Source organism: Bradyrhizobium diazoefficiens USDA 110 (assembly GCF_000011365.1).
Taxonomy (GTDB): Bacteria; Pseudomonadota; Alphaproteobacteria; order Rhizobiales; family Xanthobacteraceae; genus Bradyrhizobium; species Bradyrhizobium diazoefficiens.
On sequence record NC_004463.1, the window covers coordinates 4,234,732 to 4,250,607 of the forward strand.

13 protein-coding genes are annotated in these 15,876 nt (G+C 66.1%); 10 read left to right on the forward strand and 3 right to left on the reverse strand.

The annotated features are described in order from the left end of the window. Positions 1–51 precede the first annotated feature (51 nt). Entirely contained in the window at positions 52–1,020 is a 969-nt protein-coding gene (locus BJA_RS18915) for a catechol 2,3-dioxygenase (protein ID WP_011086600.1), read from the forward strand. Between the two features lie 3 nt (positions 1,021–1,023). On the opposite strand, the gene BJA_RS18920 is transcribed toward BJA_RS18915, so the two are convergent. After that, the gene (locus tag BJA_RS18920; protein ID WP_011086601.1) at positions 1,024–4,548 is read right to left on the reverse strand and encodes a molybdopterin cofactor-binding domain-containing protein; all 3,525 of its coding nucleotides are present in this window, start codon (positions 4,546–4,548) and stop codon (positions 1,024–1,026) included. Then, complete coding sequence (locus BJA_RS18925; RefSeq protein WP_011086602.1) at positions 4,548–5,030, reverse strand: (2Fe-2S)-binding protein; 483 nt, start codon at positions 5,028–5,030, stop codon at positions 4,548–4,550. The genes BJA_RS18920 and BJA_RS18925 overlap by 1 nt, the downstream gene beginning before the upstream one ends. A 250-nt stretch (positions 5,031–5,280) precedes the next feature. Between BJA_RS18925 and BJA_RS18930 the strand changes: the two genes are divergently transcribed. From BJA_RS18930 to BJA_RS18965, 8 genes are all read left to right on the forward strand, one after another. Beyond that, the gene (locus tag BJA_RS18930) at positions 5,281–6,738 is read left to right on the forward strand and encodes a hypothetical protein (RefSeq protein ID WP_038966263.1); all 1,458 of its coding nucleotides are present in this window, start codon (positions 5,281–5,283) and stop codon (positions 6,736–6,738) included. Next, entirely contained in the window at positions 6,735–7,634 is a 900-nt protein-coding gene (locus tag BJA_RS18935; RefSeq protein WP_011086604.1) for a UPF0280 family protein, read from the forward strand. The genes BJA_RS18930 and BJA_RS18935 overlap by 4 nt, the downstream gene beginning before the upstream one ends. A gap of 27 nt (positions 7,635–7,661) precedes the next feature. Then, positions 7,662–8,246 carry an amino acid synthesis family protein gene (locus BJA_RS18940; RefSeq protein ID WP_011086605.1) on the forward strand — a complete coding sequence of 195 codons (585 nt, stop codon included), beginning with the start codon at positions 7,662–7,664 and terminating at the stop codon, positions 8,244–8,246. A gap of 80 nt (positions 8,247–8,326) precedes the next feature. After that, positions 8,327–9,529, forward strand: coding sequence for an ABC transporter substrate-binding protein (locus tag BJA_RS18945; protein WP_011086606.1), 1,203 nt, complete (start codon positions 8,327–8,329; stop codon positions 9,527–9,529). Positions 9,530–9,703: 174 nt separating this feature from the next. Beyond that, positions 9,704–11,593, forward strand: a complete 1,890-nt coding sequence (locus BJA_RS18950) for an ABC transporter permease (RefSeq protein WP_011086607.1) — start codon at positions 9,704–9,706, stop codon at positions 11,591–11,593. Then, positions 11,590–12,381, forward strand: coding sequence for an ABC transporter ATP-binding protein (locus tag BJA_RS18955; RefSeq protein WP_011086608.1), 792 nt, complete (start codon positions 11,590–11,592; stop codon positions 12,379–12,381). The genes BJA_RS18950 and BJA_RS18955 overlap by 4 nt, the downstream gene beginning before the upstream one ends. Next, on the forward strand, positions 12,378–13,082 hold the full coding sequence (locus BJA_RS18960; protein ID WP_011086609.1) for an ABC transporter ATP-binding protein: 705 nt from the start codon (positions 12,378–12,380) through the stop codon (positions 13,080–13,082). Before BJA_RS18955 ends, BJA_RS18960 begins: the two co-directional genes overlap by 4 nt. A gap of 25 nt (positions 13,083–13,107) precedes the next feature. Beyond that, a complete protein-coding gene (locus BJA_RS18965; RefSeq protein ID WP_011086610.1) occupies positions 13,108–13,563 on the forward strand; it encodes a MarR family winged helix-turn-helix transcriptional regulator in 456 nt (151 codons plus the stop codon). Between the two features lie 113 nt (positions 13,564–13,676). Here the strand turns inward: BJA_RS18965 and BJA_RS18970 are convergent, their stop codons facing one another. Then, entirely contained in the window at positions 13,677–14,873 is a 1,197-nt protein-coding gene (locus BJA_RS18970) for an amidohydrolase family protein (protein WP_011086611.1), read from the reverse strand. Positions 14,874–15,029: 156 nt separating this feature from the next. On the opposite strand from BJA_RS18970, the gene BJA_RS18975 reads away from it, so the two are divergent. Beyond that, positions 15,030–15,803 (forward strand): ferredoxin--NADP reductase, encoded by a 774-nt coding sequence (locus BJA_RS18975; RefSeq protein ID WP_011086612.1) that lies wholly within the window; start codon positions 15,030–15,032, stop codon positions 15,801–15,803. The last annotated feature ends 73 nt before the right edge of the window (positions 15,804–15,876 follow it).

A 15,876-nucleotide genomic window follows, 5' to 3' on the forward strand; every position in this document is an offset into this window, starting at 1 on the left:
CCGAATGCGCGATCCGGTTCCTGCGGATCGCAGCCACGCCAGGAGGAAAGCATGCAGCCCGAACCGATCCTCGATCTTGCCCATCTCGGCCATATGGAGCTGCTGACGCCCAAGCCCGACGAGAGCCTGAAATTCTTCGTCGACGTGATGGGCATGACAATCAGCGGTCGGAAGGGCGAGTCGGTCTACCTGCGGGGCTGGGACGATTACGAGCGCTATTCGCTCAAGCTCACGGCGTCGAAGACCTCAGGCATGGAGCACATGGCGCTGCGCGCGCGCAGCCAGCAGGCGCTGGAGCGCCGCGTCGCCGCGCTCAAGGGCTCCGGGTTCGACATCGGCTGGATCGACGGCGACATGGGGCAGGGGCCGACCTTCCGCTGCCGCGACCCCGACGGCCACATCGTCGAGCTCTATTACGAGACCGAATGGTATCAGGCGCCGCCGGAGCTGAAGCCGGCGCTCAAGAACCAGGCGCAGCGTTTTCCCGCCCGCGGCGTCAATGTCCGCCGCCTCGACCACCTCAACTGCCTCGCCGTCGACATCAAGGCCAACCGCGAGTTCTTCGAGAACTATCTCGGCTGCCGGCTCACCGAGCAGATCGTGCTCAACGACGGTCGGGAAGCGGCGATGTGGCTGACGATGTCGAACAAGAGCTACGACTTCGCCTATTCTCTCGACCATTCCGGCACGCCAGGCCGCTTCCACCACGTCACCTACGCGCTCGACAGCCGCGAGGAGATTCTTCGCGCGGCGGATATCTTCCTGGAGAACGGCATCCACATCGAGACCGGTCCGCACAAGCACGCGATCCAGCAGACCTTCTTCCTCTATGTCTACGAGCCCGGCGGCAACCGCGTCGAAGTCGCCAACGCCGGTGCGCGCCTCATCCTCGCCCCCGACTGGAAGCCGATCGTGTGGACCGAGGAGGAGCGCAAGAAAGGGCAGGCGTGGGGCCTGAAGACCATCGAGTCCTTCCACACCCACGGCACGCCGCCGGTGGAAGTGAAGAAGCACGCATAATATTCAGTGGGCAGCCGATCGCACGCGTGCGATCGTTTCGCGCACGCCTGTCCAGGCCGGCTTGTCGGGGGCGAACTGCCTGCGCAGGAACGTGACGAGCTCCTCGATCTGCGCGTCGCTCATGCTGTTCCTGAACGCAGGCATGTAGCCGAGATCGCTCGATGCTGGCTCGGCGATGCCGTGCAGGATCACCTGCACGAGATTGTCCGGTGATGCGCTGTGCAGATTGCTGTTGAGCGCGAGCGAGGGCCGGCTGCCGAACAGCGGCAGGCCGCCGACCTCGTGGCAGACGGCGCAGGCGCCCTGATAGAGCCGCGCGCCGGTGGAGGCGGCGGTGGTGACTTGCGTTGCGCTCTCGAGCCTGGCGGCAAGTGCCTCCGGCGCCTCGGTGGCGGCGTTGTTGAACGAGTTGAGATAGACGGCCATCGCGCGAATGTCCTGGTCGGGCAGGGCTGTGAGATCCCTGACAACAGGCGCCATCGGGCCGGCGGCGACGCCGTGATAGCGCGACTGGCCGGTGCGCAAATAGGCGTAGAGCTCGTCCTCGCTCCAGGGGATCGGTGCCTGCGACAGCGACGTCAGCGGCGGCGCCTCCCAACCCTCGGCAAAGCCGCCGGCGAGATAGGCATCGCGCTGCTCGGCGCCGAGCGCGTTGCGCGGCGAATGGCAGGCGCTGCAATGGCCGAGACTTTCGACCAGATAGGCGCCGCGATTCCACTGCGCGGACTGCGCGGGATCGGGCTTGAAGTCCTTCGTCTGATGAAACAGCGCATTCCAGCCCGCGAGCAGCGGGCGAATGTTCAACGGGAAGGCGAGCGTGTTCGCGGGCGCCGTCGCGCGCGCCGCGGGCTGCGCCATCAGGTAGGCGTAGAGCGCCTGGAGGTCGGCCTCGCTGGTCTTCGAAAAATGCGTGTAGGGGAAGGCGGGATAGAGCTGCCGTCCGTCGCGATGCTGCCCGTCGCGCATCGCGCGCTCGAAGGCGGGATAGGACCAGGCGCCGATGCCGGTCTCGACGTCGGGCGTGATGTTGGTCGCGTAGATCGTGCCGAACGGCGTCGCAAGCGCGCGGCCGCCGGCGTTGGGCGCACCGCCGATCGTGGTGTGGCACTCCGCGCAATTGCCGAGCGCGGCAAGCTGCGCGCCGCGGGCGATGGTTGCCGCGGAATAGACCGATGCATCGGGCCGCGCGATCGGCGCGATGGCGCGGCCGGGCAAGAGGGCAGCGCCAACGCCGATCGCGGCGGTGCAGACGGCGGCAATGGTCGCAAAGATGCCGGCGCGCCTGGCGAACGGATTCTGCCAGATGCGCGATGGCTGTGGCGCTGCGGGAGCGGGCAGGGCCTGCGGCGCGGGCCGCGCGTCACCGTGCAGGCCCCGGAGGATGCGCTCGGGCGTGAACGGGGGCTCGCGAAAGCGCACGCCGGTGGCATCGAAGATGGCATTGGCGATCGCCGCCGCGCTCGGGACCGAGGCGGACTCGCCGACGCCGAGCGGCGGCTGGTCCGGCCGCGGCAACATCAAGACGTCGATCTTGGGCACGTCGGGGAAGGGGATGATCGGATAGGCGCCCCATTCGCGCGCCGCCACCGCACCGCGCTCGAACGAGACCTCCTCCATCAGCGCGCGGCTGGTGGACTGGATGACGTTGCCGTGGATCTGGTGGCGCACGCCGTCCGGATTGATCATCAGACCGGAGTCCTGCCCGGCGACGACGCGCGTCACGCTGACGTCGCCGGTCGTCTTGTTCACGGCGACGTCGGCGACCCAGGCCGACCACGCCGCGCCATAGCCCGGAAACTTGCTGTGGACATAGAGCGCATAGGCAAAGCCGCGCCCGTGCACGACCTCGCCGTCCTTCTCTTCGCGGACCGGCCGCGGCGTCCAGCCCGCGCGCTCGGCCACCGCATTGACGAGATCGACGGCGCGCTGGTCTTTCAGGTAGCGCAGCCGGTATTCGATCGGGTCGACGCCGGCTTCCGTTGCGGCCTCGTCGATGTAGGATTCATGCGCAAACGTGTTCGGCAGCGCCGAGACGCCGCGAAGCCAGGACGCGCGCACGATCGGCGCCATGTCATGGGCGACGACGCGCATGTGGTCGTAGTCGTAGGGCGGGATCGCGGTGCGGTCGCCCATCTGGAGCACGGCCGGATCGGGCGAGACGCGACCGGTCAGCAGCAGCGCCAGCGTCGGCGCGGCGTTCGAGGGATAGCGCGTGGCGAGGTCGTAAGCCGCGACGCCGCCGTCGGCGTTCAGGCCGCCATTGACGTCGATGAGCTGCGCGGTGCCCTTGGGCTCCCAGGCGTGCTCCTGCTCGCGCGTCAGTTGCACGCGCACCGGACGGCCGACCGCGCGCGACAGCAGCAGCGCATCCGCGGTGACGTCGTCGGCGCAGTTGCGGCCGTAGCAGCCGGCGGCCTCCAGCCGGATGACTTCGATCTCGCTCTCGGGGCGCTCGATCAGCAGCGCCAGATCGCCGCGCAGCAGATGCGGATTCTGCGTGCCCGACCAGACGCGGATGTCGCCGCTCTGGAAGTCGGCGACCGCGCAGGACGGGCCGATCGAGGCATGCATCTGGTACGGCCACACATAGGTGCGCTGCATCGGCTTGGCGGCGCCTGATATCGCCGCATTGACGTCGCCCTTGTCGATCAACGTCCGCGGCGTCGACGGATTGGCGCGCAACGCGGTCTCGACATCGGCGAGGTCGGTGAGGGTGGGCGTCGGCTTCCAGCTCACCTTGAGCTGCTCCGCGGCGCGAATCGCATTCTCCTCGCGCTCGGCGACGATTCCGACGAAATCGCCGATGTGCACGACGGCTATGATGCCGGGAACGTCGCGCACCGAGGATTCGTCGACCGCGAGCAGGCTGGTGCCGACGAACGGCCCGGCATCGACGCCGGCATAGGGCGGACGCACGACGCGGCCGTGCAGCATGCCAGGCAGGCGGACGTCGTGCACGAAGGTCAGCTCGCCCGTGGCCTTCGCCGGCAGGTCGACCCGCGGCATCGACTGGCCGACGATGGCGTAGTCGCCGACGGGCTTGACGGCGACGTCGTCGGCAAGCTCGAGCCGGATCGTCTCGCCGCCGATCAATTCGCCATAGCTGACGCTGCGGTTGTCGTGCCCGCGCACGAGGCCGTCTTCGATCTTGAGGTCGGCCTCCGGCAACTCCAGCCGCTCGGCTGCGCGCGCGATCAGGAAGTGGCGCGCCTGCGCCGCGGCCTTGCGCAGGGGCACGGCAGTGATCTGGATGGTTTCACTGGCGATCGTGGCGCCCTGGTTCGGCACGACAGCGGTATCGCCGAGCACGACGACGACGCGCGCAAAGGACACGTCGAGCTCCTCGGCGACGATCTGGCCGAGCGCGGTGCGGATGCCGGTGCCGAGATCGACATGACCATTGTAAGCGGTGACCGAGCCGTCTGCGGTGATGCGGACGAAGGTCTCGGATGTGATCTCGTCCACGGTGCGGACGACGACGAGCGAGCCTGATTGCCGCTCAGCTCCGTTCGAGGCAGGGGAGGCCATCAGTCCGCGGCCTCGGTGAGCTGCCCCGATGCGCGCATCACGGCGCGCAGGATTTCGACATGCGTGCCGCAGCGGCAGAGATTGTAGCGCAGCGCCGCCAGCGCTTCCTGTTCTGTCGGCTGCGGGTTGATCGCGAGCAACGCCTTGGTGGTCATGATCATGCCGTTGAGGCAGTAGCCGCATTGCGCGGCCTGCTCGTCGATGAAGGCCTGCTGCACCGGATCAGGCTTGTCGCTTGTGCCGAGCCCTTCGAGCGTCACGATGTCGCGTCCCACGCAGCCGCCGACCGGTATGACGCAGGAGCGCGCGGCGGCGCCGTCGATCAGGACAGTACAGGTGCCGCATTCGCCGAGGCCGCAGCCATATTTCGGACCGTTGAGCGCGAGGTCGTTGCGCAGCACATAGAGTAATGGCGTTGCGCGCTCTGCAGTGATCTCGTGGATCCTGCCGTTCACGGTGAGGCGGATCGGTGTCTGCGTCATCCTGTTCCCAAGCCCCGCGACGATCGGGTCGCAAAAATTGTACGTTGCGACGATACCGTTTGTACACAAACGTGCAAGCGGCCATGCCGCAGTGCAGCGCGACTGCCCGCTTTGTGGACAAAGGCGGCAGGCAAATGAGGTTTTATTCGGCAGTGCATCTTTTCGCGCGCGCCGCCGCTTGACAGCTATCGGGACCGCGCGCAACATCGTTCGTATACGAATGATAACCGCAGTGTCCGCTGGCTTGCACATGGTGACTGAAACGACGAGCGCCGCCACCGACAAGATCCGCTGCGATGCCTGTCCGGTGATGTGCTACATCAAGCCGGGCGCGGCGGGCGCCTGCGATCGCTATGCCAATCACGACGGCAAGCTCGTTCGCGTCGATCCGCACGTGATCCTGGAGCGCACCGTTTCGCATGGCGGCAAGCTTGTGCCGTTCAGCCGCACGGAAGACTGGGACGGCAAGATCGTCCACGAACCCTCGACCTTCGTCACCGCGATCGGTGCGGGCACGACCTATCCGGACTACAAGCCGGCACCGTTCATCGTCTCTGCGGAAGTCGACGGGGTCGACATGGTGACCGTCGTCACCGAGGGAATCTTCTCCTATTGCGGCATCAAGGTGAAGATCGACACCGACCGCTATCTCGGCCCGGAGACCGCGACCGTGCGCGCGCAGGGCGAGGCGGTCGGCCACGTCACCACCAGCGAATACGGCTCGCAGATGCTGTCGCTCGGCGGGGTGCATCATCTCACCGGCGGCTCCAAGAAGGAGGGCCGCGTCACCTGCGATACGCTGATGGACCTCGCCAATTGCAAGGCGGTCGAGCTCACCATCGACGGCGGCGCCACGGTGGTGGTGCAGGCCGGCCAACCGCCGATCGTCAACGGCGCGAAAGAAGAGCGCATGCGCGTCGGCTGTGGCTCGGCGACGATCGGCATGTTCGCCAAGCAATGGCATGGCAAGGTCGACGAGGTCGTGGTCGTCGACGACCACATCACCGGCGTGCTCTCAGAGCACCAGGCCGGCAAGCTGCTCGACATCGCCGACACCGGCATCAAGATGAAGGGCCGGCGCTCGACGCCCGGCCGCTATTTCCAGGTCGCCGATCCCGGCACGGGGTGGGGCGGCACCAACATTTCCGATCCGCTCGCGATCCTCGGACCGTTCGATGCGAAGGAGGCCAAGCCTGGCCTCTCCATGCTGATGGTTTCCACGACGGGCGAGCATTCGTCCTATTACGTGCTCGACGAGGCCTTGAAGCCGGTCGAGACCGAGATGCCGGCCGATTTGAAGTTCTCGGTCGAGCGCATCCAGGAGAATTGCGAGCCGGCGCTGTGCACCGTGCTGTTCATGGCCGGTGCGGGCGGCTCGCTGCGTGCGGGCGTCACCGACAATCCGGTGCGGCTGACGCGCTCGGTGAAGGACGCGCTGACACGTGTCACCAGCGGCGGCGCACCAGTTTATGTCTGGCCCGGCGGCGGCATCACTTACATGGTCGACGTGACGCAGATGCCTTCAGGCGCGTTCGGCTATGTGCCGACGCCGGCGCTGGTCGCGCCGATCGAGTTCACGATGAAGCTGTCCGACTACGCCGCGCTCGGTGGACACATGGATTACGTCAAGCCGCTCTCGGAAGTACAGAACGGCGAGGATGTCCGCCAGTTGCCCTGGCAGAACCCGATTCCAGGGCCCCGGGCATGACACGGCTCCCGCAAATCGCATTGCTGTCTGATGGTCGGCGGCTGCATTTGCAGGATGGGCCGATTGATCTGATCGTCGAAGCGAGGGGGGGGCCGGGCGAGGTGCGTGCGGCCTATGACGCCGCAGCGCGCCGCTTCACCGGGCTGCTCGATGAGCTCTGCGTGGAGCTGACGGAGCTGCGCAAGGCAGCGGAACCCGGAGCGTGCCCACTGAAGGGCGCCGTTGCGCGCCGCATGTATGCCGCCGTTGCGCCCTATGCCCCCGATTGCTTCATCACGCCGATGGCCGCGGTGGCGGGCAGCGTGGCCGAGGAGATTCTGGGCGCAATGCTGAACGCGGCGTCGCTCGACCAGGCCTATGTCAACAATGGCGGCGACATCGCGCTGCATCTTGCGCGAGGCGAACATTTTTCGGTCGGCCTGATGGACCGGCCCGATCGCGACGGCGTGATGCGGAGAATGAAGGTCGATGCTGATGATCCCGTGCGGGGGATCGCGACCAGCGGGCGCCACGGCCGCAGCTTTTCGCTCGGCATTGCCGACGCCGTGACGGTGCTGGCGGCAATGGCCGCGCAGGCCGATGCGGCGGCCACGATCATCGCCAACGCTGTCGATCTGCCCGGGCATCCCGCCATCGTCCGGCAGCCCGCGAACGAGCTTCAGCCCGACAGCGATCTCGGCGCGCGTCTTGTCACCCGCAACGTCGGCGAATTGTCACCGACCGAGATTTCGGCCGCGCTGGAATCTGGCGCGGAATGTGCACGGCAATTGTTCGATCGCGGATTGATCGAGGGTGCCGTGTTGCAGCTCAGTGGTGATATGCTCGTCATCGGAACAAAAGATATTGAACGGCAACGATCGCGCCCGTCTGTGCTGGAGAACGCGGTTCATGCCTGAGCAGGGAAGAGCGCAAGGGAAACAATCATGAGCGCGATCATCCGCAAGATCGTCACGGTCGTCGAAGAGACGCAAATGGAGATGGGCCGCCAGGTCTCGCCGCCGACCCGGCGCGCCGCGGCCATCGCCGTGATCGAAAATCCCTTTGCCGGACAATATGTCGAGGATCTCGCGCCGCTGATCGCGATCGGCGAGGAGCTCGGCGAACTGCTGTCGAAGCGCGCAGTCGCGGCGCTCGGGATCGACGGGGCGAAGGTGCAGAGCTACGGCAAGGCGGCGGCCGTCGGTGAGAATGGCGAGCTGGAGCATGCGGCCGCGATCCTTCATCCGAAGATGGGCGCGCCGGTGCGGAAGGTTCTGAGCAAGGGCGCAGCGCTGATCCCTTCGTCGAAGAAGCGCAGCGGCCCCGGCACGACGCTCGATATCCCCCTGGGTCACAAGGATGCGGCCTTCGTGCGCAGCCACTTCGACGGCATGGAAGTGCAGATCAACGACGCGCCGCGCGCCAACGAGATCATGGTCGCGGTCGCCGTTACCGACAGCGGCCGTCCGCTGCCGCGTGTCGGCGGGCTGACGGTTGCGGAGATCAAGGGCGAGGACGGTCTGAGATAGAGTTTGAACCGGGGAGGCGGGCACTGCTTCCCCGACAAGATCACGCTGAAGACGTAGAGAGTTCAAAACTGGAGGTTGGGATGCGAGCGAGAAACTATTTTGTGGGCGCGGCCTTCGCGCTTCTGGCCGGCGGCATGGCTCATTCGGCCATGGCACAGGACATCAAGATCGGCGAGATCAACAGCTACTCGCTGCTGCCGGCCTTCACCGAGCCCTATCGCAAGGGCTGGCAGCTCGCCGTGGAAGAGATCAACGCGGCCGGCGGCATCAACGGCAAGAAGCTGGTCGTCGTCTCCAAGGACGACGGCGGCAAGCCGGCGGATGCGCAGACTGCGGCCAACGAGCTGGTGTCGAGCGAGGGCGTCGCGATGCTGACGGGGACGTTCCTGTCGAACATCGGTCTGGCCGTCAGCGACTTCGCCAACCAGAAGAAAGTGTTTTTCCTTGCGGCCGAGCCGCTAACGGACGCCGTGACCTGGTCGAAGGGCAACAAGTACACCTTCCGCCTGCGGCCCTCGAACTACATGCAGGCCGCGATGCTGGTGGAAGCAGCCAGCAAGCTGCCGGCAAAGCGCTGGGCGACGATCGCGCCGAACTATGAGTACGGCCAGTCGGCAGTTGCCGTGTTCAAGAAGCTGATGTCGGAGAAGCGCCCCGACATCCAGTGGGTGGACGAGCAGTGGCCGCCGCAGGGCAAGATCGATGCGGGTCCGGTGGTGCAGGCGGTTGCCGCGGCCAATCCCGAGGCGATCCTCAACGTCGCCTTCGGCGCCGACCTCGTGAAGCTCGTGCGCGAAGGCAACACCCGCGGCCTGTTCAAGGGGCGCGAGGTCGTGTCCTTCCTGACCGGCGAGCCCGAATATCTCGATCCGCTCAAGGACGAGACGCCGGAGGGCTGGATCGTCACTGGCTATCCCTGGTACTCGATCAAGACGCCCGAGCATGATGCGTTCCTGAAGGCCTACCAGGCCAAGTACAACGACTATCCGCGTCTCGGCTCGATCGTCGGCTACCAGACCATCAAGTCGGCGGCCGCGATCCTGGCAAAGGCCGGCTCGACCGATCCGGAGAAGCTGATTGCCGCGGCGGAGGGCCTGTCCATGCCGTCGCCGTTCGGTGAGATCACCTTCCGCAAGATCGACCACCAGTCGACCCTCGGCGCTTACGTTGGCAAGACCGCGCTGAAGGACGGCAAGGGCGTGATGGTGGACTCTTCTTACAAGAAGGGCGCGGACTATCTGCCCAGCGATGCCGAAGTCGAGAAGCTGCGTCCGAAGGACTGATCTCTTTCTTCTCCCTCGCCCCGCTTGCGGGGAGAGGGTCGGGGTGAGGGGGAGCCTCCGCGAGGGAGGTAACCATCGAGCTCGCGGAGACTCCCCCTCACCCGAATTGCTCCGCAATTCGACCTCTCCCCGCAAGCGGGGAGAGGTGAAGCAACACCTGAACCCGGACCGCCTATGGCCTTTTATGTCGTACAGTTTCTGACCGGTCTCGCCAGCGCAGCGTCGCTGTTCCTGGTGGCCTCGGGCCTGTCGATCATCTTTGGCGTGACGCGGATCGTGAATTTCGCGCATGGCGCCTTCTACATGATCGGCGCATACATCGCCTTCACGCTGACCGAGCGGCTTTCGGGCGCGTTCGGTTTCTGGGGCAGTATCGTCGCGGCCGCGCTGGCCGTGGCGCTGATCGGCGTCATCGTCGAGATGGTGCTGCTCCGCCGCATCTATCATGCGCCCGAATTGTTCCAGCTGCTCGCGACCTTCGGTCTGACCCTGATGGTCGAGGACCTCGTCGTGCTGATCTGGGGGCCCGACGATCTCGTCGGCCGCCGCGCGCCGGGCTTCAAGGGCGCGATCGATTTCTTCGGCCAGAACATCCCGAGCTATGACCTGTTCCTGATCGGGCTCGGCCCGGTCGTGCTCGGCATTCTCTGGCTGCTGTTCCAGCGCACGCGCTGGGGCGTGCTGGTGCGCGCGGCAACGCAGGACCGCGACATGGTCGCGGCTCTCGGCGTCAATCAGAAATGGTTGTTCACGTCGGTGTTCGCGGTCGGCGTCTTCCTCGCAGCGCTCGGCGGCGCGCTCCAGATCCCGCGCGATGCCGTGCATCACGCGATGGATCTGCGCATCATCGTCGAGGTCTTCGTCGTGGTCGTGATCGGCGGTCTCGGCAGCATCGTCGGCGCCTTCGTCGCGGCGGTGCTGGTCTCCGAGCTCAACGCCTTCGGCATCCTGATCTTCCCGAAGATCTCCATCATCCTGGTCTTCCTGGTGATGGCGGTGGTGCTGATCGTCCGCCCCTGGGGCCTGTTCGGCAAGCCGGAGGCGGCCGCGCGCAAGACGCCGGGTCTCACCGTCAATCCCTGGCGCCCGCTGTCGTCGAACGAGCGGCTGGCCGCGCTGGCAACGCTCGTCATTGCCGCAACGCTGCCGCTGTTCGCCGGCAACTACGCGCTGACCGTCGGCTCGGAGATCGCGATCTTCGTGATCTTCGCCGTCAGCCTGCACTTCCTGATGTCGGTCGGGGGACTCGCGTCTTTCGGCCACGCCGCCTATTTCGGCCTCGGCGCCTACGGCATCGCCTTCCTCGCCAAGATGGCCGGACTGCCGATGATCGTCTGCCTGTTGCTCGGGCCGCTGCTCGGCTGCATGGGCGCCGCGGTGTTCGGCTTCTTCGCCGTGCAGCTCTCCGGCGTCTACTTTGCGATGCTGACGCTCGCCTTTGCCCAGATCGTCTGGTCGATCGCGTTCCAATGGGTGAGCGTCACCGGCGGCGACAACGGCATTCTGGGCGTCTGGCCGGAAAAATGGGCGGCGAGCCCGTCGCACTTCTATTGGCTGGCGCTCGGCGTCGCGGCGCTCGTCACGGTCGCGCTGCGGGCCATGGTGTTCTCGCCGTTCGGCTACGCGCTGCGGGCCACGCGCGACTCGCTCCTGCGCAGCGAAGCGATCGGTATCAACGCCAAGCGCATCCAGTGGACCGCCTTCGTGATCGCGGGCACGACCGCCGGCATCGGCGGCGCGCTGTTCGCCTATCTCAAGGGCAGCGTCTTCCCGGACAATCTCGGCATCTCGCTTTCGGTCGACGCGCTGGTCATGGTGCTGCTCGGCGGCGTCGAGACGGTGTCGGGCGCGGTGATCGGCGCCATCGTCTACAAGGCGCTCAACATCTGGCTGGTCAGCCAGACCGACCTGTCGAAGCTCGTGCTCGGCGGCTTCATCGTGCTGATCGTCGTCGTCTTTCCCAAGGGCATCGTCGGCATGCTGGAGATGCTGGCGCAGCGTCGCAGGAAGACATCGCCGCCGGGATCTCCCTTGCTTGCCAAGCCGATCGAGTCCGCCGAATGAGCGTCGCACCCCCACTTCTCGCGGTCGAAGGCCTGACCAAATCCTATGGCGGCATCCATGCCGTGCGCGGCGTCTCGTTCTCGCTGCGTGCCGGCGAGATCCTGGCGCTGATCGGCCCGAACGGCGCCGGCAAGAGCACCTGCTTCGACATGCTCAACGGCCAGAACAAGCCGGATTCCGGCCAGGTCCGCCTGCTTGGCGAAGAAACCACCGGCAAGAAGCCGCGCGAGATCTGGCGGCTCGGGGTGGGGCGTACCTTCCAGATCACCGCGACGTTCGCGACCATGACGGTGCGCGAGAACGTGCAGGTTGCGCTGATCTCGCACGGGAAGCAGCTGTTCAATCTCTGGGGCTCGGCGCCGAGGTTCGATCGTGGCGAAGCCGGCCGCTTGCTCGAGCTCGTCGGCATGAGCGGCTATGCGGATCGTCCCTGCGGCGAGCTCGCCTATGGCGACCTCAAGCGGCTCGAGCTTGCGGTCGCGCTCGCCAACCAGCCGAAACTCTTGCTGATGGACGAGCCGACCGCCGGCATGGCGCCGCGCGAGCGAGTCGATCTGATGCGACTGACGGCTCAAATCGCGCGGGAGAAGTCGATCGGCGTGCTCTTCACCGAGCACGACATGGACGTGGTGTTCGAGCACGCCGACCGCATCATCGTGCTCAACCGCGGCACGCTGATCGCCGAGGGCTCGCCCGCCGAGGTGCGTGGCAACCCGCAGGTGCAGGCGGTCTATCTCGGCGAGGGGCTCGTCTACGATGCCCGCCATCGCGACGGAGCCTCGGCATGAAACTCACGGTGCAGGACCTCAACAGCCATTACGGCCCGGCGCATATCCTGTTCGACATCGGTTTCGAGGTCGGCGAGGGCGAGGTGGTGGCGCTGCTGGGCCGCAACGGCGCCGGCAAGTCGACGACGTTCCGCTCGATCGTCGGCCTCGTGGCGCAGCGCTCGGGCCGCATCATGTTCGAGGGCAAGGACGTGTCGGTGCGGCCGACGCACGAGATCGTGCGCGAGGGGCTCGGCTACGTGCCGGAGGAGCGGCGAATCTTCACCGATCTGACGGTGGAGGAGAATCTCGAAGTCGGCCGGCAGCCGAAGCGCCCGAACGCGCCCTACTGGACGCGCGACAAGTTGTTCACGCTGTTTCCGAACCTCGGCGAGATGAAGAACCGCCCGGGCGGCCGCATGAGCGGCGGCGAACAGCAGATGCTCACCATCGCGCGCACGCTGATGGGCAACCCGTCGCTGGTGCTGCTCGACGAGCCGTCGGAAGGCCTGTCGCCGAAGATCGTGGAACAGATGGTCGATGCCATCCTGACCATGAAGAAGGAGGGCGTCAGCATCGTCGTCTCCGAGCAGAATCTGCACTTCGCGCGGTTGATCTCCGATCGCGCCTATATCATCGAGCGCGGCCGCATCTGCTTCGGCGGCACCATGGCCGAGCTCGACGCGCGTCCGGACATCCGCGACGCGCATCTGTCGTTGTGACGGCAAAGGGAAGGTCGGGGAGCGGATGGCGAGAAGCGTTGCGGCGAAGAAGAGCGTCAAACCGGCAAAACCGCCTTACGTGCTCGACGAGCAGGTCGGCTTCATCCTGCGCCAGGTCTGGCAGCGCCACAGCTCGATCTTCTCCCGCGATATCGGCACCAATCTGACGCCGACGCAATGGGCGGCGCTGTCAAAGCTCGCCGAGACCGGGCCGTGCTCGCAGAACCAGCTGGGACGGCTGACTGCGATGGATGTCGCGACCATCAAGGGCGTGATCGACCGCCTGACGGCGCGCGGCCTGACTGAAACCAGCCAGGATCCCGAGGACGGGCGACGCCTGCTGGTGAGCCTGACGCGTGCCGGTCAGCAGCTAGCCGAGAAACTGGCGCCGAATGCGCTCGCCATCACCCGCGAGACGCTGGCGCCGCTCGACGCCAAGGAGCGCGAGATGCTGATGGCGCTGTTGAGCAAGTTGCGGTGAAATTGACTGTCATTCCGGGGCACGCGCGCCGCGCGTAAACCCGGAATCCGGAGATTGTTGCTCGAGATTCCTGGTTCGCGCTCTCGCGCGCCCCGGAATGACGGCAAGTGCCGTCACTTCGCCACCACTTCCGGCACCCGGCCGGCCGGCGGTGTGTTGCGGCTGCGCTGGGTGCGGACGATGCCGTCGATGATGGTCATGCCGATGCCGGGGAGGTCGCCGAGCTGGACGCTCTCCAGGATGTTCTTGCCCGGCGAGTGCTGCGCCTTGTCCATGATGACGAAATCCGCGGCGCGGCCGACCTCGATCAGGCCGCAATCGAGCTGCCGCATCCGCGCGGTGTTGCCGGTGGCGAGGCAGAAGGCGATCTCGGCCGGCAGCTCGCCGATCGAGGACAGCATCGAGACCATGCGCAAGATGCCGAGCGGCTGCACGCCGGAGCCGGCCGGCCCGTCGGTGCCGAGGATGACGCGGTGCAGGTCGCCCATTTCGCGCGCGATGCGCAGCGTATAGAGCGCCGAGCGCTCGTTGCCGTTATGAACGATCTCGAGCCCGCGCTTGCAGCCCTCGCAGATGCAGCGGATCTGGTCGTCGGGAAGGGCGGTGTGGCCGCCATTGATGTGGCCGACCACGTCGGTGTCGGCCTCCAGCACCACGTCCTTGTCGATCAGGCCGGAGCCGGGGATCGAGGGGCCTCCGGTGTGGATCGTGCTCTGGATGCCGTATTTGCGCGCCCAACCCACCATCTTGCGCGCAGTGGGTCCGTCCTTGACGCCACCGAGGCCGACTTCGCCGAGCAGCTTGACGCCGGCGGCGGCCAATTCCTTGAAGTCTTCTTCGACCATCTCGCATTCGATCACCGGCGCACCGGCATGAACCTTCACGCCGCCCGGACGCAACGTCCAGAACGCGCGCTGGGCGAAGATCGCCATCGCCTTCAGCCCCACCACGTCGCGGGGGCGACCCGGCATGTGCACTTCGCCTGCCGAGATCATGGTGGTGATGCCGCCATGGAGGGAGCTGTCGATCCAGTTGATCTGGTTCTGGCGCGGCGTCCAGTCGCCGGCGACGGGGTGGACATGGCTGTCGATCAGGCCGGGGGTCACCGTGGTGCCGTTGGCATCGACGATGGTGGTCGCACCTTCCGTGTCGAGATCCTTGTGGCGGCCGATCGCGGTGATCTTGCCGTTCTCGGCGACGATGGTGTCGCCGTCCAGGATCGGCTTTTCCAGCGCGCCGGACAGGATCAGGCCGATATTGCGGATCACGAGCTTCGAGGGCCCGGCGGCCTGGGGTGCGTCATGCGCCATGGAAGGGGTCCTTTTCCTTAACTGCAACGCTGCCGATCTTGGGCAGCCTTGACCACGGGATCAAGCCGGATTATTCATTAGTACACGAATGATCGTGTACAAACGACGCATAGCTGACCGCCTCGGAACCGCAACGTAGCGACACGGAAGGGTGAGATGAGCAATTTCAACCAGGAAAGCGTTTTGAGCGTCCACCATTGGACCGACACGCTGTTCTCCTTCAAGACCACCCGCAGCCCGACCTTCCGCTTCCGCAACGGTGAATTCACCATGATCGGGCTCAAGGTCGGCGAGAAGCCGCTGCTGCGGGCCTACAGCGTCGCCAGCGCCAATTACGAGGACACGCTGGAGTTCTTCTCGATCAAGGTGCCGGACGGCCCGCTGACCTCGCGGCTCCAGCACCTGAAGGAAGGCGACGAGATCATCGTCAGCCGCAAGGCCACCGGCACGCTGGTGATCGACAATCTGGAAGAGGGCCGCAACCTCTATTTGATCGGCACCGGCACGGGCCTCGCTCCGTTCCTGAGCGTGATCAAGGACCCCGAGACCTACGAGCGCTTCGAGAAGGTGGTGCTGCTGCACGGTTGCCGCCACGTCAAGGAACTCGCCTATGGCGAGATGATCACCGAGCATCTGCCGAAAGATGAGCTGCTCGGCGAGTACATCCAGAGCCAGCTTATCTACTACCCGACGGTGACCCGCGATCCCTTCCGCAACCGCGGCCGCATCACCGACCTCATCACCTCGGGCAAGCTGTTCAGCGATATCGGCCTGCCGGCGCTGGAGGCCGCGCACGACCGCGTCATGATCTGCGGCAGCCCGGCGCTGGTCGCGGACACCCGCGTGCTCCTGGGCGAGCGCGGCTTCATCGAGGGCAATCACGGCGAACCGGCCCAGTTCGTGGTCGAAAAGGCTTTCGCCGAGCGCTAGACGCGGAATTCTTGCGCAATAAGACCGTATTTTCGCCGCGCGGCGCCCGTTGCGGCGCCGATTCGGCGCGCGA

What these genes read in the sequence shown, in the direction of transcription:
- BJA_RS18915 (WP_011086600.1), top strand. Translation starts at nt 52, where the DNA reads ATGCAGCCCGAACCGATCCTCGATCTTGCCCATCTCGGCCATATGGAG.
- BJA_RS18920 (WP_011086601.1), bottom strand. Translation starts at nt 4,548, where the DNA reads ATGGCCTCCCCTGCCTCGAACGGAGCTGAGCGGCAATCAGGCTCGCTC.
- BJA_RS18925 (WP_011086602.1), bottom strand. Translation starts at nt 5,030, where the DNA reads ATGACGCAGACACCGATCCGCCTCACCGTGAACGGCAGGATCCACGAG.
- BJA_RS18930 (WP_038966263.1), top strand. Translation starts at nt 5,281, where the DNA reads ATGGTGACTGAAACGACGAGCGCCGCCACCGACAAGATCCGCTGCGAT.
- BJA_RS18935 (WP_011086604.1), top strand. Translation starts at nt 6,735, where the DNA reads ATGACACGGCTCCCGCAAATCGCATTGCTGTCTGATGGTCGGCGGCTG.
- BJA_RS18940 (WP_011086605.1), top strand. Translation starts at nt 7,662, where the DNA reads ATGAGCGCGATCATCCGCAAGATCGTCACGGTCGTCGAAGAGACGCAA.
- BJA_RS18945 (WP_011086606.1), top strand. Translation starts at nt 8,327, where the DNA reads ATGCGAGCGAGAAACTATTTTGTGGGCGCGGCCTTCGCGCTTCTGGCC.
- BJA_RS18950 (WP_011086607.1), top strand. Translation starts at nt 9,704, where the DNA reads ATGGCCTTTTATGTCGTACAGTTTCTGACCGGTCTCGCCAGCGCAGCG.
- BJA_RS18955 (WP_011086608.1), top strand. Translation starts at nt 11,590, where the DNA reads ATGAGCGTCGCACCCCCACTTCTCGCGGTCGAAGGCCTGACCAAATCC.
- BJA_RS18960 (WP_011086609.1), top strand. Translation starts at nt 12,378, where the DNA reads ATGAAACTCACGGTGCAGGACCTCAACAGCCATTACGGCCCGGCGCAT.
- BJA_RS18965 (WP_011086610.1), top strand. Translation starts at nt 13,108, where the DNA reads ATGGCGAGAAGCGTTGCGGCGAAGAAGAGCGTCAAACCGGCAAAACCG.
- BJA_RS18970 (WP_011086611.1), bottom strand. Translation starts at nt 14,873, where the DNA reads ATGGCGCATGACGCACCCCAGGCCGCCGGGCCCTCGAAGCTCGTGATC.
- BJA_RS18975 (WP_011086612.1), top strand. Translation starts at nt 15,030, where the DNA reads ATGAGCAATTTCAACCAGGAAAGCGTTTTGAGCGTCCACCATTGGACC.